We start from the raw sequence: 26,179 nt of genomic DNA on the forward strand, positions 1-26,179 counted from the left end.
GCGGCATTTGCCGCACGCCCATCGATGAATGGCTTCGCGGCCTGGCGCCGCCCACCCCAACGGCTATCGTGAGAGTCTTCCGCGGTCTTCCCAACGCCGAAAGCCGCGCGCCCTGCGCGCTGACGATCGGTAACTTCGACGGTGTCCACCGCGGCCACCAGGCGCTGCTCGCCCGCGTGAACGAGGCGGCGCGCGCGCGCGGCCTGCCCGTATGCGTGATGACCTTCGAGCCGCATCCGCGGGAGTTCTTCAATCCGGCCGGCGCGCCGCCGCGCATCGCGATGCTGCGCGACAAGCTCGAGGCGTTGCGCACGAACGGGGTCGATCGCGTCGTCGTCGAGCACTTCAACCACACGTTCGCGAGCCAATCGCCCGAGGCGTTCGTCAAACGCATCTTGGTGGACGGCCTGCACGCGCGTTGGGTGTTGATCGGCGACGACTTCCGGTACGGCGCCAAGCGCGCGGGCGATTTCGCCTCGCTCAAGGCGGCCGGCGAGCAATATGGCTTCGAGGTCGAGCAAATGCCGACCGTCGCCGATCCGAGCGGCGCGCGTATCTCGAGCTCCGGGGTGCGTGCCTCGCTCGTCGCGGGCGATCTCGACGGCGCGCGCGCGGCGCTGGGCCGCCCTTACGCGATCAGCGGCCACGTCACGCATGGGCTCAAGCTCGGCCGCGATTTGGGCTTCCCCACCCTGAATCTGCCGATCGCGCACAAGCGCCCCGCGCTCGCGGGCATCTTCGTCGTGCGCGTGCACGGCATCGAAGACGCCCCGCTGCCGGCCGTAGCGAGCCTCGGGCTGCGCCCGACGGTCGACGATTCCGGGCGTGTGCTGCTCGAAGTGCATTTACTCGATTGGCACGGCGATGCGTATGGCAAACTCGTGCGCGTCGAATTTTTGAAAAAGCTGCGCGACGAGCAGAAGTACCCCGACCTCGAAACGCTGACGGCGGCCATCGCCCACGACGTGACGGTCGCCCGCGCGTACTTCGCGGCGCCCGGCGGAGCAAGCGCGGCGCCGGCGTCAAGCGACGCCGGATCGGCGTTCGATACCGCGCCGGGTAGCCGGACCACGGCGTTTTCGACATCGGCGACCGACCGAATTCGCTAACCGCCCGCATTAGCGCCGGCCCGCGCTCGCGAAGCGTTCGGCCGTGCAACACGAAAGACTCAATACCGAAGCGCCCACGGCTCGGGCGCCCACCGATTTAGCGATAGCACCATGAGCGACAAAAAAGCCGATTCGAAATCCCAGGCCAAGTATCCGGTCAACCTGCTCGACACGCCGTTTCCCATGCGCGGCGACTTGCCCAAGCGTGAACCGCAATGGGTCAAGGCATGGCAAGAGAACCGGATCTACGAGAAGATCCGCGCGGCCAGCAAGGGCCGGCCGCTGTTCGTCCTGCACGACGGCCCCCCGTACGCCAACGGCGACATCCACCTCGGCCACGCCGTCAACAAGATCCTGAAGGACATCATCGTCAAGTCGCGCAATATGGCGGGCTTCGACGCGCCGTATGTGCCGGGCTGGGACTGCCACGGCATGCCGATCGAAATCCAGATCGAAAAGAAGTTCGGCAAATCGCTGCCGGCCGAGGAAGTGCAGCGCAAGGCGCGCGCTTACGCGGGCGAGCAGATCGAAACGCAGAAGGCCGGCTTCAAGCGGCTCGGCGTGCTCGGCGATTGGGACAATCCGTACAAGACGATGAATTTCTCGAACGAGGCGGCCGAAATCCGCGCGCTCGCGAAAATTCTCGAGAAGGGCTACGTGTTCCGCGGCCTGAAGCCCGTGAACTGGTGCTTCGATTGCGGCTCGGCGCTGGCCGAGGCCGAAGTCGAGTACAAGGACCGCGTCGATCCGTCGATCAGCGTCCTATTCCCGTTCGCGGAGCCCGAAAAAACCGCCCACGCGTTCGGCCTTGCGGCGCTGCCGCGCGCCGAAGGCGGCATCGTCATCTGGACGACCACCCCGTGGACGATCCCGGCCAACCAAGCCTTGAACGTGCACCCCGAGCTCGAGTATGCGCTCGTCGATACCGAGCGCGGACTGCTCGTGCTCGCGCAGGAGCGCGTCGATGCTTCGCTCGAGGAGTTCGGTCTCTCGGGCAGCGTCATCGCCACGGCTCCGGGGGCCAAGCTCGTGAATCTGCGCTTTCATCACCCGCTCGCTTCGGCGCATCCGGGCTACAAGCGCACCGCCCCGGTGTATCTCGGCGAGTACGTGACGATCGATTCGGGCACGGGTGTCGTGCACTCGTCGCCGGCCTACGGCGTGGAAGACTTCGAATCGTGCAAGTCGCACGGCATGGCCGATTCCGACATCATCAACCCGGTGATGGGCGACGGCCGTTACATCGAATCGCTGCCGCTGTTCGGCGGGCTCACGATTTGGGAAGCCAACCCCAAGGTGGTCGAGGCGCTGACCGCCGCCGGCACGCTGCTGCACACCGAGAAGTACTCGCACAGCTACATGCACTGCTGGCGCCACAAAACGCCGATCATCTATCGCGCCACCTCGCAATGGTTCGCGGGCATGGACCTCACGCCGAACGACGGCAGCGCGACGTTGCGCGAAACGGCGCTGGCCGGCGTCGAGGCAACGGCGTTCTACCCCTCCTGGGGCAAGCAGCGTCTGTTCAACATGATCGCGAATCGCCCCGACTGGACACTCTCGCGCCAACGCCAATGGGGCGTGCCGATGGCGTTCTTCGTCCACAAGGAAACGGGCGAACTGCATCCGCGCACGCTCGAATTGCTCGAAGCCGTCGCGCAACGCGTCGAGGCGGGCGGGATCGAGGCATGGCAAACGCTCGATCCGCGCGAGCTGCTCGGCGACGACGCCAACCTCTACGAGAAGAACCGCGACACGCTCGACGTCTGGTTCGATTCGGGCACGACGCACTGGCACGTGCTGCGCGGCTCGCACAAAGCGGTCTCGCATTTTCCGGCCGACCTCTATCTGGAAGGCTCGGACCAGCATCGCGGCTGGTTCCACTCGTCGCTCTTGACGGCGTCGATGCTCGACGGTTGCGCGCCTTATCGCGGTCTGCTCACGCACGGCTTCACCGTGGACGGCGAAGGCCGCAAGATGAGCAAGTCGCTCGGCAACGGCATCGATCCGCATGACGTCGCGAACCGGCTCGGCGCCGAGATCATCCGCCTGTGGATCGCCTCGACCGATTATTCGGGCGAACTCGCGATCTCCGAGGAAATTCTCAAGCGCGTGACCGAGAGCTATCGCCGCATCCGCAACACGCTGCGCTTCTTGCTCGCGAACTTGTCCGATTTCGATTACGCCCAGCATGCGGTGCCCGTGGGCGCTTGGCTCGAGATCGACCGCTACGCCGTGGCGCTTGCCGGCGAACTGCAAAAGGACATCCTCGCGCACTACGAGAAGTACGAATTCCACCCCGTGGTGGCGAAGCTGCAAACGTTCTGCTCGGAAGACCTCGGCGGGTTCTATCTCGACGTACTCAAGGATCGCCTTTACACGAGCGCGGCGAATTCGCCCGCGCGCCGCTCGGCGCAAACGGCGCTCCACCACATCGCCCAGGGTTTGCTGCGCGTGATGGCGCCGTTCCTCTCGTTCACGGCCGAGGAAGCATGGAAAGTGTTCCAGCCCGGTAGCGACACGATCTTCACCGAGACGTACTACGCCTATCCCGAGGTGCCGGCCGCCGAGAATCTGCTCTCGAAATGGTCGCTGCTGCGGGCGGTTCGCGGCAACGTCATGAAGGCCCTCGAGGAAGCGCGCTCCGCCGAGCAAATCGGCTCCTCGCTGCAGGCGCAAGTCACCGTGCGGGCGACCGGCGCGGCTTACGATGCGCTCGCGAGCCTCGGCGACGATCTGAAGTTCGTCTTCATCACTTCGGACGCAACGCTCGTGAAGGTCGACTCCGATGCCGAGGAAGGCGTCGAGGTGGTGAGCTCGAAGTACCTCAAGTGCGAGCGCTGCTGGCACTACCGCGCCGATGTCGGCTCGCACGCCGATCATCCGACGCTGTGCGGACGCTGTTTCAGCAACCTGTTCGGCGACGGCGAAAAAAGGAGCGCGGCATAATGGCGAAATCGCGTTCGATGCAAGCGAGCGGCTCGTCCTCTCTTGCCCCGTGGCTGGGCATTTCGCTGATCGTGATCCTGTTCGATCAGCTCACGAAGATCGCGGTGACGAAGGTGTTCTCCTATGCCACGCCGTACGCGATCACGCCGTTCTTCAACTTCCTGCTGATCTTCAACCGCGGAGCGGCGTTCAGCTTCTTGTCGTCGGCCAGCGGCTGGCAGCGCTGGGCCTTCACGGCGCTCGGCGTGGCGGCGGCGTGCGTGATCGTCTATCTGCTCAAGCGGCACGGCAATCAGCGGCTGTTTTGCACGGCGCTCTCGCTCATCATGGGCGGGGCGCTCGGCAACGTCATCGACCGGCTCGTGCACGGCCGCGTGATCGACTTTCTCGACTTTCACGTCGGCGGCTGGCATTGGCCCGCCTTCAACTTGGCGGACAGCGCGATCGTCGTCGGCGCCGCGCTCCTCGTGCTCGACGAGTTGCGGCGCGTGCGCGGCGCGCGCTGACCCCGGTGCGGGCCGCGCCGCCGGCGAGGCGCGCGAGCCCGCCTTGTTACGAGCGCATTCGGAGGCAACGTTGGCAACCGCAGAACTCGAAGGCAAGCGTGTCCTGCTCGGCATGACGGGCGGGATCGCGTGTTACAAGATCGCCGAACTCACGCGGCTCATGACGAAGGCCGGCGCGACCGTGCAGGTGGCGATGACCGAGGCGGCAACGCAGTTCATCACGCCCGTCACGATGCAGGCACTGTCGGGGCATCCCGTCTTCACGAGCCAGTGGGATGCGCGCATCGACAACAACATGCCGCATATCGACCTGTCGCGCGCGGCCGATGCGATCGTCATCGCCCCGGCCTCGGCCGATTTTCTCGCGAAGCTCGCACAAGGACGCGCCGACGATTTGCTCTCGATCGCGTGCCTTGCGCGCGAGTGCCCGCTGCTCGTCGTCCCCGCGATGAATCGGCAGATGTGGAGCAATCCCGCGACTCAGCGCAATGTCGCGCAATTGCGCGCGGACGGCGTCATCATCCTAGGCCCCGACGCAGGTTCGCAGGCCTGCGGCGAAGTGGGCGAAGGCCGCATGATCGAGCCCGAGGCCGCGTACGAAGCCATCGTTTCGTTCTTCCGTCCGAAGCTGCTGGCCGGCCGGCGCATGCTCATTACGGCCGGCCCCACGTTCGAGCCGATCGATCCCGTGCGCGGCATCACGAACCGCTCGAGCGGCAAGATGGGGTTCGCGCTTGCGCGGGCCGCGAGCCAAGCCGGGGCCGATGTGCGGCTGATCGCGGGACCGGTTGCGCTGGCCACGCCGTGGGGAGTCGAGCGCGAGGACGTGGAGACGGCGCGGCAGATGCATGACGCCGTGATGCAAGCCGTGGCCGACTACGACGTATTCGTCTCGGTTGCGGCGGTGGCCGACTGGCGCGTTGCGCAACCGAGCGACCACAAGATCAAAAAGACTGCGACGCAAGCGGTGCCTTCGTTATCGTTCATCGAAAATCCCGACATTCTCGCGACGGTGGCGCGCCTACCGAACCCGCCGTTTTGCGTCGGGTTTGCGGCGGAGAGCGATAACCTCGAAACGAACGGCGAGCAAAAGCGGATCAAGAAAAACGTCCCGCTGCTCATCGGCAACCTCGGTCCGGCCACGTTCGGCCGCGACGATAACGAGGTGGTGCTGTTCGACGCCTCGGGCGTCACGCATTTGCCGCGTTCCAGTAAAGACGCGTTGGCGAGCGTGCTGATCGAGCAGATCGCGCGGCGCCTGCCCGACGCAAGCCTCATTTCCTGACGACGAGGCGGCCCACCGGGCCGCCCGCCTCTACCCGGAACCCCATGAAACTCGACCTCAAGATCCTCGATGCGCGCATGCGCGATTACCTGCCCGCCTACGCGACACCCGGCAGTGCCGGACTCGACTTGCGCGCTTGCCTCGACCACGCATTGACGCTCGAACCCGGCCAAACGGCACTGATTCCCACGGGCCTCGCGATTCACGTCGGCGATCCCGGCTATGCCGCGCTGATTTTGCCGCGCTCGGGTCTCGGTCATAAGCACGGCGTCGTACTCGGCAATCTCGTCGGCCTGATCGACTCCGACTACCAGGGCGAATTGATGATTTCGACGTGGAACCGAGGCCAGAGCTCGTTCACGCTGAACCCGATGGAGCGGCTGGCGCAACTCGTGATCGTCCCCGTCGTGCAGGCGCAGTTCAATATCGTCGACGAATTCGCCGTGAGCGAACGCGGCGAGGGCGGCTTCGGCAGCACCGGCAAGCACTGAGCCGCCTGGGCGGGCGCCGGACGCAACGGCCGGCGCCCGCCCACAAATAAAAACGGCGCTTCGCATCACGAAGCGCCGTTTTGTTTTACGCCGGGCGAACCGCGGTTCGCCCTGAGCCTTGCTCGCTTACTCGACTTCCACCGTTTCCGGATTCGGATTGCGCGGCGCGGCGTTCTCGTCGAACGTCAGTTGCACCTTGTCGCTCTCGTCGACATCGACCGTCACACGCCCGCCGCTCATGAGCTTGCCGAACAGCAACTCGTCGGCCAGCGCACGCCGGATCGTGTCCTGGATGAGGCGCTGCATCGGACGCGCGCCCATCAACGGATCGAAGCCGTGCTTCGCAAGGTGTTTGCGCAGCGCATCGGTGAAGAGCGCATCGACCTTCTTCTCGTGCAGTTGATCCTCGAGCTGCATGAGGAACTTGTCGACCACGCGCATGATGATTTCCTCATCGAGCGAGCGGAAGCTGATGACCGAATCGAGCCGGTTACGGAACTCGGGCGTGAACATCCGCTTGATGTCGGCCATTTCATCGCCCGTTTCGCGACGCGACGTAAAGCCGATCGTGCCTTTCTGCATCGATTCCGCGCCCGCGTTCGTCGTCATGATGATGATGACGTTGCGGAAGTCGGCCTTGCGCCCGTTGTTATCGGTCAGCGTGCCGTGATCCATCACTTGCAGCAGCACGTTGAAGATATCCGGGTGCGCCTTTTCGATTTCGTCGAGCAGCAGCACGCAGTGCGGTTTCTTCGTAACGGCCTCGGTCAAGAGCCCGCCTTGATCGAAACCGACATAGCCCGGCGGCGCGCCGATGAGGCGGCTCACCGCATGGCGCTCCATGTACTCCGACATATCGAACCGGATCAATTCGATACCGAGCGTGAAAGCGAGCTGGCGTGCCACTTCGGTCTTGCCGACGCCGGTGGGCCCCGAGAACAGGAACGCACCGATCGGTTTGTCCGTCTTGCCCAGGCCCGCGCGCGCCATCTTGATCGCCGCCGACAGCGCGTCGATCGCCGGGTCTTGGCCGAACACGACGGCCTTCAGATCGCGATCGAGCGTTTGCAGCTTGCTGCGGTCGTCTTGCGACACGCTTTGAGCGGGCACGCGCGCGATCTTGGAGATGATCTCCTCGATCTCGCCTTTGCCGATCGTCTTCTTTTGCTTGGACTTCGGCAAAATCCGCTGGGCCGCGCCGGCTTCGTCGATGACGTCGATCGCCTTGTCGGGCAGATGGCGATCGGTGATGAAGCGCGCCGACAACTCCGCCGCGGCCGAGAGGGCACCCGACGAATACTTGACGCCGTGATGCTCCTCGAAACGCGACTTCAGCCCGCGCAGGATCGCAACGGTCTGCTCGACCGTCGGCTCGGTGACGTCGATCTTCTGGAAGCGCCGCGAGAGCGCGGCGTCTTTTTCGAAGATGCCGCGATACTCGGTGAAGGTCGTCGCGCCGATGCACTTCAGTGTGCCCGAAGAGAGCGCCGGCTTGAGCAGATTCGAGGCATCGAGCGTGCCGCCCGACGCGGCGCCCGCGCCGATCAGCGTATGAATTTCGTCGATGAACAAGATCGCGTGCGGACGCTCCTTGAGCTCTTTGAGCACGGTCTTCAACCGCTGCTCGAAATCGCCCCGGTATTTCGTGCCGGCTAGCAACGCGCCCATGTCGAGCGAGTAGACCTGCGCGTCGGCGAGAATATCGGGCACTTCGCCGCGCGTGATGCGCCAGGCCAAGCCCTCGGCGATCGCGGTCTTGCCGACGCCGGCTTCGCCCACGAGCAGCGGATTGTTCTTGCGCCGACGGCACAGCACCTGCACCACACGCTCGACTTCCGCCTCGCGCCCGATCAAGGGATCGATGCGGCCGTCCTTGGCCATCTGGTTCAGGTTCTGCGTGAACTGCGCCAGCGGCGTTTCCTTTTGCGAGGCGGCATCTTCCGATTCCGCATTCGCGTCGCCGGCCTTGGCCGCATCGCTGCTGTTCGTCTTCGCGATGCCGTGCGAAATGAAGTTCACGACGTCCAGACGCGTCACCCCCTGCTGCTGCAGGTAGTAGACCGCGTGCGAGTCCTTCTCGCCGAAGATCGCAACGAGCACGTTCGCGCCCGTTACTTCCTTCTTGCCGTTCGAGGTGGACTGCACGTGCATGATCGCGCGCTGTATCACACGTTGAAAACCGAGCGTGGGCTGCGTGTCCACGTCGTCGGTGCCTGGCACCGTCGGCGTGTTGTCATGGATGAAATTGCGCAGGTTCTGGCGCAAATCTTCTATGTTTGCCGCACACGCCCTCAGCACCTCGGCGGCGGTCGGGTTGTCCAGCAATGCCAGCAACAAATGTTCGACCGTGATGAACTCATGCCGCGCCTGGCGCGCTTCCATGAACGCCATGTGCAGGCTGACTTCCAGTTCCTGGGCAATCATGCTTCCTCCATCACGCATTGCAGCGGATGCCCTGCCTGCCTTGCGTGGGTAACGACTTGCTCGACCTTGGTCGCCGCGATATCCCGCGTATAGACCCCACATACCCCCCGCCCTTCGCGATGCACCTTCAGCATGATCTGCGTAGCGGTCTCTCTATCTTTATTGAAATATTCCTGCACGATCATCACGACAAATTCCATTGGCGTGAAATCGTCATTCAGCAGGACAACCTTATACATGGACGGCGGTTTCAGCGCTTTTTCCTGCCGCTCCAGTACGGTGCCATCCTGCTTGTCCGGGATAATCGCCATACACCCATTCTAAACAACTCGGACGGACCCGCAATCTGCGCGAAAACCCGACCGACCAGTTGGTGGACCGGGCCACCGCCGAACGGCGGCCCGCGCGCTGCCCGCAACCCGATCACAGGGATCTCCCGCATCGTGCGCGCCTCGCACCCTCGCCGTGCCCCGCCGCCGCGTCCTTCGCGCGCGGCCGAGCGTCGCGGCCGATTCGAGTATCGCACATAGCGTGCCGACTTTCCCGACACCGCATCGAAGCAGCTTACGCGCCACGGCCCGAGGCCACGCCGAGTCTATCTGAGTCGATTATGCGACTTTTCAAGCCCCACCGCTTGCGCTAGCGCACAAAAGGAAAGCGGGAGAAACCCTGAAACCCATCACTCGACGCAACGCTCCAGGCAACATCTCAAAAACCACTTGACACTCGGTTAAAGAGATCCAACAATCAAGCTGGCACTTTTTTTCAGTAGCCGCAAGAAGTGGGACAAGAAAAAAAATGCCGAGGTGAGCTAGTGCGGAGGGGGCGGCCGCGTAAAGCGGCTGTCGAGCTTTTCGAGCATGCTCGTGGGACATGAGTTACAGGGGAAGTTGGTATGGCAACTGGTACGGTCAAATGGTTCAATGACGCGAAAGGCTTCGGATTCATCACGCCGGATGAAGGCGGTGAGGATCTGTTTGCGCACTTCTCGGCCATCCAGATGAACGGTTTCAAAACGCTCAAGGAAGGTCAGAAGGTGAGCTTCGAGGTCGTGCAAGGACCGAAGGGCAAGCAAGCGTCGAACATTCAGTCCGCAGCTTAAGACTGATTCGACAGCAGCGCCCATGAAAACCCGGCTTCGGCCGGGTTTTTTTATTTCCGCGTGCGCGCCTCGTACCCGGTCCGCGCGTGCCGGCGACCGGAAGATTCCAGCCGCCGGCGCACGCGGGTTACGACATCCGATTAGTTTTTATAAACCCAGATATTGCTGAAGTACACGCCGTCGGCTTGCCAGCCGAGCTTGACGAAACGCGAGGCTTCCGCGTTCAGGCCCTCGGTCGTGGCGCTGCGGCCCGAGATCGACGGCACGAACGTTTCGGAATACGTGCCCGCAACGTCCACGGCCGGCACCGTCACGTAGTTGTTGTTGTAGTACGCCTCTTGCGGCGAGGCGGCCGTCGCGGCGGTGACCGCACCGATCGACACGCCGAAATTCGGCTTGGCCCAATGCGCCATCAACGCCGGCGCGGTCCAATCGAGCGCGACCGTCGCTTGGGGCGCCGTAGCCGCGGAGCCGCCCGGCGTGAGGAAGTTCGCGATCACGTCGCTGCCGAGCGTCTGCCACGGCACGAGCGCGCCGGCCGCCGCCGCCACGTTCGGCGCGATGTTCATCACTTGGACCGGCTGACCGATTCGCGTGCCGGTCGTGTCGAACAGCGTCACCGTGTACACCCCGTGTTGCGGCAACGATGCGACGTTGATCGGCTGCGGCGTGTAGTCGGCCGCGCCGTTCGGTGCGAACGCACTCGTCCCGCCCGTGAGCGACACCCAGTCCCACTTGTAGGACGAAGTGGTGCCGTTCGACTGAGCGCAAGTTGCACAGCCGGTCCACGGCCCCGTCAGCGCGGTGGATGGAATCGTCAGGTCATACGCGGCGTTGCCCAGGCCCGATGCCGTATTGAGCATATAGAGCCCATTACCGCTGATACCCGGCCCTTGCACGAGCGCCGAACCGACGTTCGTCTGAACCCCGCCGATGAACAACGCTTGCGGGATCTGAATGTCGATCCCCGATTCGAGGCGGCCGTTGTTCGCATCGGCTGCATCGGTGAATTGCTTGCGACCGACGAACGATGCGATATACACATCGTATTGCTCCTGGTTGCCGATGATGTCCCAGGTGCCGTTCGGCAGCTTCTGCACGAAGTCGCTCGCGAAGTTCGGCATGCCGTTCGCGCCGATGTAGAGGAAGTACACGAGCGCGGCTTGATTGCTGATCGCCGAGAGCGTCCCAGCCGGCAAGAATGCGACTGTCTTGACGCCGATCAAACTTTTCGCATTGAACAGGCCACCATGCCGAATCTGCATCGACGTGTAACCGTCGTTCAGATAGTTGGCATCGATCGCGCTCGAGCAGGCAGTCGCGTTCTTCGCAATACACTGACCGAGCGATTGCACGAGCGAAGCGAGGTAGTCGGCTTTTTGTGCGGGCGCGGCCAGGGTCGGCGCGGTGCCGCCATTGCGCTTGAGCGGTACGACCGTGTTGGGGTCGGCCACGCTCGATAGTTGCAAGCCGGTACCGCTCGCGGACGGAGCGATTTCGACGGAATCGATGACTGCGTCCGCCCCCGTCTGGTCGGGCGTGAATTTGCCGCCGATCGGATCGAACGTTGCAGGCGAAAGGTTGTACTGATTCAGAATCGGCGTGAGCGACGTATTGAGTTGCGTCACCGCGGCGCTCACCGCCGAGGGCGAAACGGAACTCAATGCCGTCGTCGATGCGAGATCGCCCGGGTTGCCGCTATCGGTCAGCTCGGCCGCCACCGCTGTCGTGAGCGTCGTCACGTTGGCCGTGATCGACGTGGCACCGTTCGTCGTGGTGCTCGCCACGATCGAGTACAAGGTCGAACTGGCGCCGCTCGAATCGGCTGCCGTAATGAGCAGCGGCGAGGTCAGCCCCGTGAGTTGGATGCTATAGCTGCCGTTGCCGTCGCTCGTCGTCGAAACCGTTTTACCGGTCGAGTCCATGACCGTGACCGAGGCACCGCTCAATGCGTTGCCGATTGCAACCGTTCCGCTCATCGACGATGCCGCAACCGTCGATGCCGACGTACCCGAAGTGCTCGACGTCGAACCACTGCCCCCGCCACCACCGCAAGCTGCAAGCACCGCGATCAGCGATGCGCACAAGCTGAACTTTGCAGCCCCGGAATTACAAATTGTTTTCAATTTATTTGCCCTTTTGTTTTCAGTCTCGGTTTGTTATCGGCACACCGTCAGTCGCTTTGTGCGCCGACGAAAGGCGTTAACGTCCTTGGGCTGGTTTTCTTGAATTTTTTTATCTCGGAGCCGAAATGAAATCGAAAGGGAATGCCGGCTGATGGATAGACTCGAAGCGGAAACGTTTGCCTTACCGGACAGGCTCGTGCAGACGGTAAGATCATCGCGGATACATGAGATCGCCTAATATGCCGCGCCATCCGCTAACGGAGGAAATATGTCATTCCAATCCATGGTGCATCGCCTGAATCCCAAACATTATCCTCGCGACTACCGGGTGGCTACGATCGTTGAAGGTCGCGAGACGACGATAGATGATCGCCGTATTCATATTGCCGCGAACAGCACCACCGCCGTACTCCAAACACAACCGGGCGGGACCGGTACGCCATGGGTGCCCGCCGCTCCCGCCGCCTCGGTAACACAAGCGCAAATGGTCCAGTTCGTCCGGTTCATCGAGGATGGCTCATTCACGCCGGGAAGCTATCGCGACGTGATCTACAACGCGCAATGGCGCGCGTTCTACAACGTCGCCGCGAGGGCCCTGCAGTACATCGATCCGTCCAATACCCCCACCATCAAGCCCGCGGTCGATTCCGTGCCTTGCTTCGACTGCGAACTCGTATTGCCAACGCGCAATATCACGATCGATCATCAGCGTCCGCAAGAAGGAAACCCCGTGGAGGCGACATGTAAATTATTTCGAGCGCTCGGGTTGACGAAAGGCGATCCTGACGGGCCGAAAGGCGATGGCGTTCGCAACGTGCATATGGGCAATGTCGGCGGCGTTGCCGGCAGAGCCAACGCTCCGCTGCGGAAAAAGTACACGCTCAACAACGTCGGGCAGATCTACTTCACGATCGCCGACTGGGGGGGCTTCGTTGACAGCGGGGACTTGGACAAGGCATGCCTGCACCATGTCGTCAATCTTCGCCCCCTATGCAACGCGTGCAATACGTCCAATCGCAATGTCGCGCACTATGCCTAACTCGAAAAACCTCTGATTCGCGGCACAGCATGAACGCGCGCAGTAAAAAAGCCGATAGATCACTGACCTATCGGCTTTTTTCCGAGACCGCCGAGCACTAACGGATAGCGCCGGCAATACCGCTTACATATTTTCGATCAACACCTGACCGAAGCCCGAGCACGACACTTGCGTCGCGCCTTCCATCAGGCGTGCGAAGTCGTACGTGACGCGCTTTTGCAGGATCGACTTTTCCATCGACGCGATGATGACGTCGGCCGCTTCCGTCCAGCCCAGGTGACGCAGCATCATTTCAGCCGACAGGATTTCCGAACCCGGGTTCACGTAGTCCTTACCCGCGTACTTCGGTGCCGTGCCGTGCGTCGCTTCGAACATCGCGACGGAATCGGACAAGTTCGCGCCCGGCGCGATGCCGATGCCGCCGACTTGCGCCGCCAGCGCGTCCGAGATGTAGTCGCCGTTCAGGTTCAGCGTGGCGATCACGTCGTATTCGGCCGGACGCAGCAGGATCTGCTGCAAGAACGCATCGGCGATCACGTCCTTCACGACGATCTCGTTGCCCGTCTTCGGGTTCTTGAACTTCATCCACGGGCCGCCGTCGATCAGCTCGGCGCCGAATTCCTTCTGCGCCAACGCATAGCCGGCATCGCGGAACGCGCCTTCCGTGAATTTCATGATGTTGCCCTTGTGCACGAGCGTGACCGAGCGGCGGTCATTGTCGATCGCGTACTGGATCGCCTTGCGCACGAGACGCTCCGTGCCTTCGCGCGAAACGGGCTTCACGCCGATACCCGACGTTTCCGGGAAGCGGATCTTCTTCACGCCCATTTCTTCGCGCAGGAACTTGATGACCTTCTTCGCCTGCTCCGACTCCGCCGCCCATTCGATGCCGGCGTAGATGTCTTCCGAGTTCTCGCGGAAGATCACCATGTTCGTCTTTTCCGGCTCGCGTACCGGCGAGGGCACGCCCTTGAAGTACTGCACCGGACGCAAGCAGACGTACAGGTCCAGCTCTTGACGCAGCGCCACGTTCAGCGAGCGAATGCCGCCGCCGACCGGCGTCGTCAGCGGACCCTTGATCGACACGACGTAGTCCTTCAGGACTTGCAGCGTTTCTTCGGGCAGCCAGACGTCCGGACCGTAGATCTTCGTCGCCTTCTCGCCCGCGTAGATTTCCATCCAGTGGATCTTGCGCTTGCCGCTGTATGCTTTCTCGACCGCCGCATCGACGACCTTGATCATCACCGGCGTGATGTCGAAGCCCGTGCCGTCACCCTCGATGTACGGAATGATGGGCTGGTCGGAAACGTTGAGCGAAAAGTCCGCGTTGACGGTGATCTTGTCACCGCCCGTCGGAACCTTGATGTGCTGATACGGCATGATCGACTCCAGTGTTGGCTGTGCGGGTGGAAAGCAGTGATGCGGTAATGCGCAAGCGGGCTCATATCCTTCCCGAGCGCTCGTGCCGCAGCACTTGCCCAATCCTCGGTTCGGCGCGCTCCATCGGCTCAAGTACGAACGCGGCTGGATGGCTATTCTAGCCCACGTCGGATTGGCGGCGGCTTGCTTGCACCGCTTCGGGCACGTTGCGAACCGCCGCTCTCGCGACCCGCGGCAGAACCACGGTAGCGAGAGGGTCAGTCTTCAGTCTTATATAAGACAAAAGACTTGGGCATTCCGTATTATGCATTAAGATTCCGCCATTTGCCATAGAGGCGGCGGGCGCAAACCGCGCGAGCGTACCCGCGCGCACGTTCGTCACTGCTTCGTTCGAGTCCTTCCGTCATGCGTCTCATCGCTCTCAACAAACCGTTCGGCACGATCTGCCAATTCTCGGCGCACGAGACGCGCGCTTCGCTCGGCGATTGGGTGGATGTGCCCGGCGTCTATCCGGCGGGCCGCCTCGACGCCGACAGCGAAGGGCTGCTTTTGCTGACGGACGACGGCGCGTTGCAAGCGCGCATCGCCGAACCCCGTCACAAACTCGTCAAACGCTACTGGGCGCAGGTGGAAGGCGCGCCCGATCGAGCGGCGCTCGCTCGGCTCGCGTCCGGGGTCGACTTGGGCGATTACGTGACACGCCCGTGTCAGGTACGGCTCATCGAGGAGCCTGCCGCGCTCTGGCCACGCGTGCCGCCCATCCGCTACCGCGCCGCGATTCCCACCGGTTGGATCGAAATCGCGCTCGCCGAAGGCAAGAATCGCCAAGTGCGCCGCATGACCGCCGCCGTCGGCTTTCCCACGCTGCGGCTCGTACGCGTCGCCATCGGCAAGCTCGATCTGTTCGCCCTCGGCCTCGCGCCCGGCGAGTGGTGCGACCTGCCGCCGCGCGCCCCCTGGGACGGCTTGCCGCGAACGGTGCGTTAATCCGGAAATTCGAAAAAAATGCGTCAACCGTCCGAGCGCGTCGCGCGTTATCCGACGCAGATGCCGCACGAAGCTATCCGGCATTGGCCTTCGGCAGCCGCCGACCGTATCGTTCCGCGATATGAGACGTCGACCCGAGTGCCCGCAGACGCGTCGGCAAAATTGTTTGATGCGGCTGTCAACCGAAAGGTGGATGGCACGTTTACCGACTTGACTCATTGACCGGGTCATTTGGTTAATTAACTAAAGCTGAGGATTTACAAATGAGCAAAATCATCGCCGCTCTGGTCGCTGGCCTGTTCGCAACGGCTGCTTTCGCACAAGCTTCGGCTCCGGAAGCCGCTTCGGCTGCTGCTCCGGCTGCCAAGATGGAAAAGAAGGCTGCTAAGCACCACGCAGTCAAGAAGCACCACGCCAAGAAGGCGAAGGCTGCTGAAGCCGCTTCGGGCGCTTCGGAGTAAGTTTGTTGTAAAGACGCAGTCAAGAACTAGCAATACTGCCGTTCTTTACGGCGTTGAAAGGCAGGTGACCGCAAGGCGCCTGCCTTTTTCTTTTTCATGCGCACCGGCTTTGCATTGCCCGCGCCGGCTCGCGTAACATGCGCTGATTTCTCGTCGTCGAAAAGGAGTGGTGTCGTGCGATTTTCGTTTCGCTCGTGGATGGCGCGCGTAGCGCTTGCCCTCGCTTTGCCCGCCGGCGCCCTAGTGGCCGCACCGTTTTCGGCCATCACGGCCGCCGCGCAAACCATGCCCGCCGGCGCCAAACCGCCCGAGGCGTTCCCGCGCGTGAAGCTCACGGCCGGGATGTTCGTGATCGATGCGGCCGTCGCGGCCAACGACCCCGACCGCGAGCAAGGCCTGATGTACCGAACCCAACTCGCACCGAATGAAGGCATGCTGTTCGTCTTCAATGAAAACGCGGTTCACTGCTTTTGGATGAAGAACACGCTGATCCCGCTCTCGATCGCCTTCATCCGCGCCGACGGCACGATCACCGACATCGACGAAATGCAGGCGGAGACGACCAACAATCATTGCCCGCGCAACAACGGCACCTATGCCCTCGAAATGAGCAAGGGCTGGTTCACCGCCAAGGGCATTCGCCCCGGCACGAAGATCCAAGGGCTGCCGCAGCCTCAGTAGTTGCCTCAGTAGTTGCCTCGGTAGCAGCCTCGGCCGCCCCGCCCCGACGTCGACCGAGCGGCCCCGCCTCCTCCCTGCGATCCTTGCCCCGAGCCGCCGGCGATGCGGCCTTTTCGCCGTGCCGAGCAGCTGTCATGCAAAACGAGCGGGCAAGCGCTATGCTTCTAGGTCTGCAACATCGCACGCGCCGCGCGTGGTGGCGTGGTGGGTAAGCATGCCCCGGCGTTCGCGGCCAACAATCCAAGGAGATCGACGTGCCCCGCAAGACTCCCATCGAGCGCTATCGGAACATCGGCATCAGCGCTCATATCGACGCAGGCAAAACCACGACTACCGAGCGCATCCTGTTTTACACGGGCGTGAGCCATAAAATCGGCGAGGTGCACGAGGGCGCGGCCGTGATGGATTGGATGGAGCAGGAGCAAGAGCGCGGCATCACGATCACGTCGGCCGCGACGACGGCGTTCTGGAAAGGCATGGCCGGCAACTATCCGGAACACCGCATCAACATCATCGATACCCCGGGTCACGTCGACTTCACCATCGAGGTCGAACGCTCGATGCGCGTGCTCGACGGCGCCTGCATGGTCTACGACTCCGTGGGCGGCGTGCAGCCGCAATCGGAGACGGTCTGGCGCCAAGCCAATAAGTACAAGGTGCCGCGCATCGCGTTCGTCAATAAGATGGACCGCGTGGGCGCCGACTTTTTCCGCGTCCAGCGTCAAATCGGCGAGCGCCTGAAGGGTGTAGCCGTACCGATTCAAATTCCGGTCGGCGCGGAGGAGCATTTCCAAGGCGTGATCGATCTCGTCAAGATGAAAGCGATCATCTGGGATGAGGAAAGCCAGGGCGTGAAGTTCGAGTACCAGGACATCCCCGAGAACCTGCGCGCGACCGCCGACGAGTGGCGCGAAAAGATGGTCGAAGCCGCCGCCGAAGCGAGCGAGGAGTTGCTCGAGAAGTATTTGAACGACCATACCTCGCTGACCGAAGCCGAGATCAAGGGCGGGTTGCGCAAGCGCACGATCGCCAACGAGATCGTGCCGATGCTGTGCGGCAGCGCGTTCAAGAACAAGGGCGTGCAGGCCATGCTCGATGCCGTCATCGATTACCTGCCCTCGCCCATCGACGTGCCGGCCATTCTCGGACACGACGAAGACGACAAGGAAGCCGAACGTCACCCGAGCGACGAAGAGCCGTTCTCCGCGCTGGCCTTCAAGATCATGACCGACCCGTTCGTTGGGCAGTTGATCTTTTTCCGCGTCTACTCGGGCATCGTCAATTCGGGCGATACCGTCCTGAATTCGACCAAGAACAAGAAGGAACGCGTTGGCCGGATCTTGCAGATGCACGCCAACGACCGCAAGGAGATCAAAGAGGTCTACGCGGGCGACATCGCCGCTGCCGTCGGCCTGAAGGAAGCGACCACGGGCGACACGCTGTGCGACCCGGCCAATCCGATCATTCTCGAGCGGATGATCTTCCCCGAGCCCGTGATCTCGCAGGCCGTGGAGCCGAAGACCAAGGCCGACCAGGAGAAGATGGGCATCGCGCTCAATCGCCTGGCGCAAGAAGATCCGTCGTTCCGCGTGCAAACGGATGAGGAATCGGGGCAGACGATCATCTCCGGGATGGGCGAGCTGCACCTCGAAATTCTCGTCGACCGGATGAAGCGCGAGTTCAACGTCGAAGCAACGGTCGGCAAGCCGCAAGTCGCCTACCGCGAAACGATCCGCACCAGCGCAGAGGACGTCGAAGGCAAGTTCGTCAAGCAATCGGGCGGGCGCGGTCAGTACGGTCACGTCGTCATCAAGCTCGAACCGCAGCCGCCCGGCAAGGGCTACGAGTTCGTCGACGCCATCAAGGGCGGCGTCGTGCCGCGCGAGTACATTCCGGCTGTCGACAAGGGTATTCAAGAGACGCTCAAGAGCGGCGTGCTCGCGGGCTATCCGGTGGTGGACATCAAGGTGACGCTCACGTTCGGTTCGTACCACGACGTCGATTCGAACGAAAACGCCTTCCGCATGGCCGGCTCGATGGCCTTCAAGGAAGGCATGCGGCGCGCCAAGCCCGTGCTGCTCGAACCGATGATGGCCGTCGAGGTGGAAACGCCCGAGGATTTCATGGGCAACGTCATGGGCGACCTCTCGGGCCGGCGCGGCATCGTGCAGGGCATGGAAGATATCGCGGGCGGCGGCGGCAAGGTGATTCGCGCCGAAGTGCCGCTCGCGGAGATGTTCGGCTATTCGACGTCGCTGCGCTCGCTCACGCAAGGGCGCGCCACCTATACGATGGAATTCAAGCATTACGCCGAAACGCCGAACAACGTGTCCGAGGGCATCGTCAACGCAAAGGCGAAGTAACGCAGAGCCAATCGGCTCCGGTGCGCGCGCCGGAGCCGCAATTGTCGAGCCTGTCGGGGCGCCGCACCCCGGCGGGCTTTTTTTATATGCATGGCGGCCCGCGACGCAGGCGCGGGCTCGCGCATCGCAGCAGCCGCGTGCCCGCCGCTTCGCGTTAAACTGCAACGGCTATTGTCGTCGCAGTACCGCTCGTCGCCGCCGCGCCGCTTCATTTCACGCGCCCCTACACGAACCGGAAACGCCCGATGAAAATACCCGCTGCGCTTGCCCTCGCCTTGGACGCCGTCCGCCGCGATGCCGGGGAACTCGGCAATCACGCCATCGACGAATATCTCGCGCGACGGATCTCGCGGCGCGACTTGCTGCGCCACGCGAGCGTACTCGGGTGTTCGAGCGTCGTGCTCGCCGCCGGCACGCTCGTCGCACCGGGTCGCGCACGTGCGCAAAGCGCAACCGCCGGCGCGAACGCGACCATACGCGTCGCCCATTTGACGCCCGCGGGCCGCGTCGATCCGCTGACGGTGGCCGATGCCGCAGGCTTATGCCTCATCGCGCAGACGGGCGAATTCCTCGTCAACGATGCGGGTGAACACTCGACGCTCACGCCCGCCTTGGCGCTCTCGTGGAGCGCCAACGAGAAGGGCGACGTATGGACGTTCAAGCTGCGGCCGAACGTGAAGTTCCACGATGGCCGGGTACTGGGCGCGAAAGACGTCGCCGCCACGTTCGATCGCCTCGCCGACCCGGCGAGCGGATCGGCCGCGCTATCGGTCTTCAAGGGCGTGCTCTCGAAAGGCGGCGCGCGAGTCGTCGATGAGCGCACCGTCGCGTTCCACCTCGATGCGCCGAACGGCAATTTCCCCTACTACGTATCCTCGGACAACTACAACGCGGTGATCTTGCCGGCCGGCGCGGGAGGCGATTACGAGCAAAGCTTCATCGGCACGGGGCCGTTCAAGCTCGAGCGTTATGAAGCCAAACGCGGTGCCTCGTTCGTTCGCAACGCCGACTACTGGGGAGAAAAAGCACTGCCGGCCCGTGTGCAATTCGTGTTTTATGCCGATCAGCAGGCGCAAATCCTCGCATTGCAGGGGCGCCAAGCCGACGTCATGGGCGATCTGACGGTACAAGGCGGGCTGGGCATTTTGAACAATCCCGAATTTACCGTGCAGGGCGTGAAATCGAGCGCGCATCGCCAAATCCACATGCGCTGCGACATGGCGCCTTTCCACGACAAGCGCGTCCGGCAGGCGCTTGCGCTCGCCGTCGATCGCGACGTGCTCGTGCGCGGACTGTTCAAGGGGCGCGCCGCGGTCGGCAACGATAGCCCGTTCGCGCCGATCTTTCCTTCGACCGATGCATCGGTGGCGCAGCGGCACCTCGACATCGCCCAGGCGAAGAAATTGCTGGCGCAAGCGGGTCATCCCAACGGTTTCGCCGCCACGCTGACCACCGAAAAATTCATGGAGATTCCCGATCTCGCCGTCGTCTTGCAAAACGAGGCCAAGGCCATCGGCATCAACCTCTCGCTGAAAGTCGAAAGCCAAGGGCAGTATTACGGCAAGGGCACCTTCGGCAGTTCCGATTGGCTCGATGCGCCGCTCGGCATCACCGATTACGGCCATCGCGGCGTGCCCAATCTGTTCTTGAACGCACCGCTCGTGAGCGGCGGCGCATGGAACGCCGCCCATTTCGCCAATCCGCAATACGACAAACTCGTCGGCCAATTCGTGGCCGCGCTCGACGTCGCCTCGCAAAAGAAGATCGCGGGAGAGATAGAAAGACTGTTGCTCGACGAAACGCCGATGATCATTCCGTACTTCTTCGATCAGCTCGTCGCGACGCGCAAGAATCTGACGGGCGTGCGATTCACGGCCATTTCGCAGATGTATTTCGACCGCGCTCGATTGACGGCCTGAGCGCTTGCGCGCAGGGGCGTCGTCGAGCGTCGAAGCTTTTCACTGGAATGAGGGTACTTCGATCACTGTGCCGATCTCCGATCCCGCTCTAGCGTTTCGTCCCCGTGCCGCGCGCGGCAACGCGGCGCGCGTCGTTCGCTTTCTCGCCGGCAGGCTCGCGTTGTCGCTCGTCACGCTGTGGCTGCTGTCGATCATCGTGTTCGCGCTCGGCCAATTGCTGCCCGGCGATATCGGCCGCGCGATTCTCGGTCCGCTCGCCGATGCGCGCGCCGTCGCCACGCTCGATCATCAACTCGGCGTAGACCGGCCGGTGCTCGTCCAATACGCGCAATGGATCGGCCGGTTCGTGCGCGGCGACATGGGGATGTCGTACGCGTATCGATCGCCCGTCGCGCCCTTCGTCGGCGATGCGCTATTGCGTTCGGCCGAGCTCGGCGCCCTCGCGTTCGCTATCGTCGTACCGCTCGCCATTTCGGCCGGGGTATGGGCCGCGCTGCACGCGGGACGCTGGCTCGACCGCGCGATCATGATCGTGGGCCTATCCGCCACGGTCGTGCCCGAGTTCGTTTCGTCGATCACGCTGATTCTGATCTTCGGCATTTGGCTGCGCTGGCTGCCGAGCGAGGCGGGCTACCCCGACGATGCGGGTGCGCTGACGGCGCTGCGGCATCTGATTCTGCCCGCGCTGCCGCTCGTGTTCGTCTTCTTCGGTTACATCGCGCGCATGGCGCGCGCCGGGACGGCGGAGGCGCTCGATGCCGACTACACACGCACGGCCGTGCTCAAGGGTCTGCCTCGGCGAGTCGTCATCGTCCGCCATGTGCTGCCCAATGCGCTGACGCCCACGATTACCGTGGCCGCCACGCAACTCGGGTATATGGTGGGCGGGCTCGTTGTCGTCGAGACGCTGTTCCACTACCAGGGCATCGGCTCGCTGATCTATAACGCCGCCACCGCCAAAGATTTCCCGATGCTCGAAGCGGGCGTGCTCACCGTCGGCGTGGTGTATATGCTCGCCAATCTCGTCGCCGACGCGCTCATCGTCATGCTCGATCCGCGCATGCGGGTAGGGGGCGCCGCATGAATCAGGCCGTCGATTCGTCGCGTGACACGATGGCGGCCGGCGAGCGAGCGCTGCAAACGCCCCGCTTCGAGACGCTGCGCGCGCTAGCCCGCTCGCCGAGCTTCGTCATCGGCGTAGCCATCGTCCTCGTTTGGATCGTATGCGCGATCTTCGGTCCGCTGCTGGTACCGCTGGACCCGTTCGCCTCCGATCCGCTCAATTCGCTGCTTGCGCCGAGCCGCGCGCACTGGTTCGGCACCGATCAACTCGGCCGCGATGTGTTCTCGCGTGTGATCGTCGGCGCGCGCGACATTCTCACGATCGCGCCGCTCGCCACGCTCGTCGGCACATTCGCGGGCACGGCTTTGGGCCTCGCCGTCGGATATTTCGGGGGATGGCTCGACAATCTGATCGGCCGCCTGATCGATGCCCTGCTCGCGCTGCCGCTCGTCGTGCTGGCACTCGCGGCGCTTGCCGCGCTCGGTGCGTCGAACGCGGCCGTCGTACTCGTCATCGGGCTCACGTTTACGCCGATCACGGCGCGCACCGTGCGCGCGGCGGTGTTCACCGAGCGCCATCTCGACTATGTCGATGCCGCCCAATTGCGCGGCGAGCGCGCGCCGTACATCATGTTCGTCGAAATCTTGCCGAACATACTGCCGCCGATCATGGTCGAGGCCACCGTGCGGCTCGGCTATGCCATCTTCGCCGTCGCCACGCTTTCGTTCCTTGGATTCGGCATTCAACCGCCTTCGGCCGATTGGGGGCTCGCGCTGTCCGAGTCCTATTCCCTGATGACGGGCGGGGCGTGGTGGACTGTCGTATTCGATGCGGCGGCGATCGCCTCGCTCGTCGTCGGCGTCAATCTGATCGCCGATAGCGTCCAAGGAGTATTCGAGCGATGACGGGCGCAGCACGCCGCACCTACCCGAGCTTCGAGCCCGCGTCGCCGAGCGGCGACGATGCGCTTGCCGTCATCGGCTTGAGCTTGGCCTACCGCGTGCGCGGCCGCGACCGGGAAGTGCTGCACGACGTGACGTTCCGCGTGCGCCGTGGCGAAGCGTACGGACTCGTCGGCGAATCGGGCTGCGGCAAGTCCACGGTCGCGCTGGCCGCCCTGGCCTACCTGCCGCGCAACGGCAAGATCAAGGCGGGGCGCATTTCGATCGCCGGCCGCGAGGTGAGTTCGCTCGCCGCCGACGATCTGCGCGCGATGCGCGCGCGCACCGTCTCGATGGTCTACCAGGATCCTTCGCGCGCACTGAATCCTTCGTTGACGATCGGGCGGCAAGTATCGGAGGCCTTCGAACTCGCCGGCGCCTCGCGCCCGGACGCCTACGCGCAAGCGCTCGATATGCTGCGCCGAGTGCGGATCGCGGCTCCCGAGCGGGTGATGACCTGCTATCCGCATCAGCTTTCGGGCGGCATGCAGCAACGCGTCGTGATCGCGATGGCGCTGGCGTCGAAACCGGCGCTCCTGATCCTGGACGAGCCGACGACCGGTCTCGATGCGACCGTCGAAGCCGAAGTACTCGATCTCGTCGCGAAGCTGCGCGAAGAGTCCGGCACCGCGGTGCTGTTCATCAGCCATAACCTCGCCGTGATCGGCCGGATGTGCAGCCGCGTCGGCGTGCTCTACGCGGGGCGGCTCGTGGAGGAAGGCTCGACCGAGGACGTCTTCGGCGCGCCGCGTCATCCCTATACGGTCGGCTTGCTGCGCTGCCTGCCGAAAGCCGGGCGCAGTAAGGACACGGAACGGCTCGATACGATCGCCGGCGCGTTGCCGCCGCTCGGCGCGGCCGTTGCCGGCTGCGTGTTCGCGGCTCGCTGCCGTCTGGCCGACGACCGCTGCCGCCGGGAGACCCCGCCGCCGCATCGATTCGGCGCCGAACACGGACCACAGATGGCGCGCTGCCACTATCACGAGCAGGCCGGCAGCCTGCCGCGCGCCGGCTCCGATCCGGTGCTCGCGCCGTCCCTGTCCGCCGATGGCGGCTCCCATCGAGCGCTCGCGTTGCGCGCGGCGCATCTGTCGAAGACGTTCGATGCTTCCGGCGTCGCCTTGCGCGCCGTCGACGATGTGTCGCTCGAACTCGCGGCCGGCGAAACACTGGGCCTCGTCGGCGAATCGGGCAGCGGTAAGACCACGCTCGCGAAGCTGCTCGTCGGCTTGGTCGCACCGGATCGGGGCGGCACGTTGGAGTTGGACGGCAAGCCCCTGCCCGCGCGCGTGGCACGCCGCGACGACGAGCAGGTCAAGTCGTTGCAGATCGTTTTTCAAAACCCCGATTCGGCTTTGAACCGAGCCCATTCGGTCAAGCGGCTGATCGGGCGCGCGCTATCGAAGCTCGGCGCGCTGCGCGGGGCGGCCCACGGCGCCCGGCTCGCCACGCTCGCGCAAGCGGTCAGGCTACCGCCGCGTTACCTCGATGCGCGCACGCGGCAACTGTCCGGGGGCTTGAAACAGCGCGTCGCGATCGCGCGGGCATTCGCGGGCGACCCTCGCGTCGTCGTATGCGACGAACCGACGTCCGCGCTCGATGTCTCCGTGCAAGCGGCCATCTTGAACCTGCTCGCCGATTTGCAACGCGAGCGTGGGGTCAGTTATGTGTTCATCTCGCACGACCTGCATGTCGTGCGCTACGTCTCCGATCGCATCGCCGTGCTCTACATCGGCAAGCTGCTCGAAATCGGTCCGGCCCATGCCGTCTTCGCCGGTCCGCATCACCCGTACACCGAAGCGCTGCTTTCCGCGATGCCGGCGCTCGCGAGTCCCGACAGTGCGCGTCCGCACGAAAAGCAACGCATTCGATTAGCGGGCGAGCCGCCTAGCCCGGCCGCCCCGCCCACGGGATGCGTGTTCCATACGCGGTGTCCGCGCAAACTCGGCGCCGTGTGCGAGGAACGCGATCCGCCGTTCGCCGACGCGGGCGCGGGCCATCGCATCCGCTGCCATATCCCCATCGACGAGTTGCGCGCGATGCAGCGGGAAACGCAGACCGCCTGAACGAAGGGCGATCGTTCTTTTGCCTCGGGTCTCGGGGCTTTGCTCGACGCTCCCGCGATGGTGCGGCGCCGCTCATAAGCGTTGCGGTCGCGCGTTTCAGCTTTGAAACGTTCCGCGCGGTTTTCTCGTTGCCGCTTCGGATATGCGATGGCGCGCTCAAGCGTGGCGCGGCATTGCGCGCGATGGCACGCTTATCGCAATTCTCCACGCACATGGCCGCGTGACCGACGCGGGCCCAGCAGCAGTTTCTCGTACGGTGTCGAGACCGGGAGGCGCATGCGTTCGTGCAGTCGAACGCATGGTGCCGCGCGACATCCGCATCGATCGCGCTCGGGCAGCCATGGTCGCCTGCGGGCGACAGGAGTACGACGACATTCGATCGTCGTTCCTGCCGGGGAGATGACGATGAAGACCAAGGCAATTAATAAGGACTCCTACATATTTCGCGGAGTCCTGAAGGCGACGGCCGGCGCGGTGCTCGTCTTGCTCGCGGGCGGTGCGCAAGCAGGCTCGTTCTTGGATGGGATGGGCAGGTGGCTCGCGGAATCGAGCGCCGCCATCCAAGCCGAGGCCGTGAACTCGAATGTTTCGAGCACCCCAACGGGCGGACAGTTGCGCGAGGCGGCGCCGTTCGATGCGTCGTCGCTGAAGGTCAGCGCGCCGGCGAACGCGGCGGATGCGCCTAGCGCGGCAGATTGCCGATCGGGCGCCGGCAGCGCCGGGTGCGTGCAAGACCCGAGCAGCGATCCGGCCGTGACCGGCCTCGGCGGAACAGCGGACGGCACCACCGCAAGCGGCGACGGCAGCGCCGGATCGATAGGCGGCGGCGCATTCGGCGGCGGTCGCGGAGGCAACAACGGCGCAGCCGCGCCCGGCAATGGAAAGGGCGGAAACGGCGGGAGCGCTGGAGGTTCCGGTGGGTCTGGGAGCGGTGGGAGTTCGGGCGGCTCGGGCGGCTCGGGAAGCTCGGGCGGCTCGGGAAGCTCGGGAAGCTCAGGAAGCTCGGGAAGTTCAGGAAGCTCGGGCGGCTCGGGCGGCTCGGGAAGCAGCGGATCTGGACACAGTAGCGGCGGTACTGGAAGCAGCAGCGGCTCGAGTGGATCTGGAAGCTCAGGTGGCTCAGGTGGCTCAGGTGGCTCAGGTGGCTCAGGTGGCTCTGGCGGCTCCAGTGGCTCCGGTGGATCTGGCGGCTCCGGCGGCTCCGGCGGCTCCGGCGGCTCTGGCGGCTCCGGCGGCTCTGGCGGCTCTGGCGGCTCGGGTGGCTCGGGTGGCTCGGGTGGCTCGGGT

General features: G+C 63.9%; 21 protein-coding genes. 16 read left to right on the forward strand and 5 right to left on the reverse strand.

Annotated features, from left to right (window positions below; translation table 11 throughout):
* Positions 1-68: 68 nt before the first annotated feature.
* The 5 genes from C0Z18_RS28260 to dut all read left to right on the forward strand — a co-directional run bounded on the left by C0Z18_RS28260 (position 69) and on the right by dut (position 6,340).
* Positions 69-1,109 (forward strand): bifunctional riboflavin kinase/FAD synthetase, encoded by a 1,041-nt coding sequence (locus C0Z18_RS28260; protein WP_102648765.1) that lies wholly within the window; start codon positions 69-71, stop codon positions 1,107-1,109.
* Positions 1,110-1,220: 111 nt separating this feature from the next.
* Positions 1,221-4,058, forward strand: coding sequence for an isoleucine--tRNA ligase (gene ileS, locus C0Z18_RS28265; protein ID WP_102648743.1), 2,838 nt, complete (start codon positions 1,221-1,223; stop codon positions 4,056-4,058).
* Positions 4,058-4,564: a signal peptidase II gene (gene lspA, locus C0Z18_RS28270; protein WP_102648744.1), complete on the forward strand. Its 507-nt coding sequence runs from the start codon at positions 4,058-4,060 to the stop codon at positions 4,562-4,564. The genes ileS and lspA overlap by 1 nt, the downstream gene beginning before the upstream one ends.
* Before the next feature lie 70 nt (positions 4,565-4,634).
* Complete coding sequence (gene coaBC / locus C0Z18_RS28275; protein WP_102648745.1) at positions 4,635-5,849, forward strand: bifunctional phosphopantothenoylcysteine decarboxylase/phosphopantothenate--cysteine ligase CoaBC; 1,215 nt, start codon at positions 4,635-4,637, stop codon at positions 5,847-5,849.
* 44 nt (positions 5,850-5,893) lie between these two features.
* A complete protein-coding gene (gene dut, locus C0Z18_RS28280) occupies positions 5,894-6,340 on the forward strand; it encodes a dUTP diphosphatase (protein WP_102648746.1) in 447 nt (148 codons plus the stop codon).
* A gap of 126 nt (positions 6,341-6,466) precedes the next feature.
* On the opposite strand, the gene clpA is transcribed toward dut, so the two are convergent.
* Both clpA and clpS read right to left on the reverse strand, forming a co-directional pair.
* Positions 6,467-8,764: an ATP-dependent Clp protease ATP-binding subunit ClpA gene (gene clpA, locus C0Z18_RS28285; protein WP_102648747.1), complete on the reverse strand. Its 2,298-nt coding sequence runs from the start codon at positions 8,762-8,764 to the stop codon at positions 6,467-6,469.
* Positions 8,761-9,075: an ATP-dependent Clp protease adapter ClpS gene (gene clpS, locus C0Z18_RS28290; RefSeq protein WP_102648748.1), complete on the reverse strand. Its 315-nt coding sequence runs from the start codon at positions 9,073-9,075 to the stop codon at positions 8,761-8,763. Before clpS ends, clpA begins: the two co-directional genes overlap by 4 nt.
* 584 nt (positions 9,076-9,659) lie before the next feature.
* Here clpS and cspD point away from each other — a divergent pair.
* Complete coding sequence (gene cspD / locus C0Z18_RS28295; RefSeq protein ID WP_007586257.1) at positions 9,660-9,866, forward strand: cold shock domain-containing protein CspD; 207 nt, start codon at positions 9,660-9,662, stop codon at positions 9,864-9,866.
* Between the two features lie 140 nt (positions 9,867-10,006).
* On the opposite strand, the gene C0Z18_RS28300 is transcribed toward cspD, so the two are convergent.
* Entirely contained in the window at positions 10,007-11,791 is a 1,785-nt protein-coding gene (locus tag C0Z18_RS28300) for a cell wall anchor protein (protein ID WP_233217529.1), read from the reverse strand.
* Here C0Z18_RS28300 and C0Z18_RS32805 point away from each other — a divergent pair.
* Together C0Z18_RS32805 and C0Z18_RS28305 are read left to right on the forward strand one after the other, a co-directional pair.
* Complete coding sequence (locus C0Z18_RS32805; protein WP_146014119.1) at positions 11,790-12,095, forward strand: hypothetical protein; 306 nt, start codon at positions 11,790-11,792, stop codon at positions 12,093-12,095. The two genes, C0Z18_RS28300 and C0Z18_RS32805, sit on opposite strands and share 2 nt — an antisense overlap.
* A 180-nt stretch (positions 12,096-12,275) precedes the next feature.
* A complete protein-coding gene (locus C0Z18_RS28305; RefSeq protein WP_102648750.1) occupies positions 12,276-13,031 on the forward strand; it encodes a hypothetical protein in 756 nt (251 codons plus the stop codon).
* Positions 13,032-13,154: 123 nt separating this feature from the next.
* On the opposite strand, the gene icd is transcribed toward C0Z18_RS28305, so the two are convergent.
* Entirely contained in the window at positions 13,155-14,411 is a 1,257-nt protein-coding gene (gene icd, locus C0Z18_RS28310; RefSeq protein WP_102648751.1) for an NADP-dependent isocitrate dehydrogenase, read from the reverse strand.
* A 405-nt stretch (positions 14,412-14,816) separates the two neighbouring features.
* On the opposite strand from icd, the gene C0Z18_RS28315 reads away from it, so the two are divergent.
* The 8 genes from C0Z18_RS28315 to C0Z18_RS28355 all read left to right on the forward strand — a co-directional run bounded on the left by C0Z18_RS28315 (position 14,817) and on the right by C0Z18_RS28355 (position 24,892).
* On the forward strand, positions 14,817-15,398 hold the full coding sequence (locus tag C0Z18_RS28315; RefSeq protein WP_102648752.1) for a pseudouridine synthase: 582 nt from the start codon (positions 14,817-14,819) through the stop codon (positions 15,396-15,398).
* Positions 15,399-15,661: 263 nt separating this feature from the next.
* A complete protein-coding gene (locus tag C0Z18_RS28325; RefSeq protein WP_102648754.1) occupies positions 15,662-15,859 on the forward strand; it encodes a hypothetical protein in 198 nt (65 codons plus the stop codon).
* 174 nt (positions 15,860-16,033) lie between these two features.
* A complete protein-coding gene (locus C0Z18_RS28330; RefSeq protein WP_102648755.1) occupies positions 16,034-16,540 on the forward strand; it encodes a DUF192 domain-containing protein in 507 nt (168 codons plus the stop codon).
* A gap of 254 nt (positions 16,541-16,794) precedes the next feature.
* Positions 16,795-18,903, forward strand: coding sequence for an elongation factor G (gene fusA, locus C0Z18_RS28335; RefSeq protein ID WP_102648756.1), 2,109 nt, complete (start codon positions 16,795-16,797; stop codon positions 18,901-18,903).
* Between the two features lie 245 nt (positions 18,904-19,148).
* Complete coding sequence (locus tag C0Z18_RS28340) at positions 19,149-20,822, forward strand: ABC transporter substrate-binding protein (RefSeq protein ID WP_102648757.1); 1,674 nt, start codon at positions 19,149-19,151, stop codon at positions 20,820-20,822.
* 73 nt (positions 20,823-20,895) lie between these two features.
* Entirely contained in the window at positions 20,896-21,906 is a 1,011-nt protein-coding gene (locus C0Z18_RS28345) for an ABC transporter permease (RefSeq protein WP_102648766.1), read from the forward strand.
* A gap of 29 nt (positions 21,907-21,935) precedes the next feature.
* Positions 21,936-22,790 carry an ABC transporter permease gene (locus tag C0Z18_RS28350; RefSeq protein ID WP_102648767.1) on the forward strand — a complete coding sequence of 285 codons (855 nt, stop codon included), beginning with the start codon at positions 21,936-21,938 and terminating at the stop codon, positions 22,788-22,790.
* A complete protein-coding gene (locus C0Z18_RS28355; RefSeq protein ID WP_102648758.1) occupies positions 22,787-24,892 on the forward strand; it encodes an ABC transporter ATP-binding protein in 2,106 nt (701 codons plus the stop codon). The genes C0Z18_RS28350 and C0Z18_RS28355 overlap by 4 nt, the downstream gene beginning before the upstream one ends.
* Positions 24,893-25,326: 434 nt before the next feature.
* Here C0Z18_RS28355 and C0Z18_RS33060 read toward each other — a convergent pair whose 3' ends face one another.
* Entirely contained in the window at positions 25,327-25,749 is a 423-nt protein-coding gene (locus C0Z18_RS33060; protein WP_102648759.1) for a hypothetical protein, read from the reverse strand.
* Positions 25,750-26,179 lie beyond the last annotated feature (430 nt).

This window comes from Trinickia dabaoshanensis, assembly GCF_002879885.1.
Classification (GTDB): Bacteria; Pseudomonadota; Gammaproteobacteria; order Burkholderiales; family Burkholderiaceae; genus Trinickia; species Trinickia dabaoshanensis.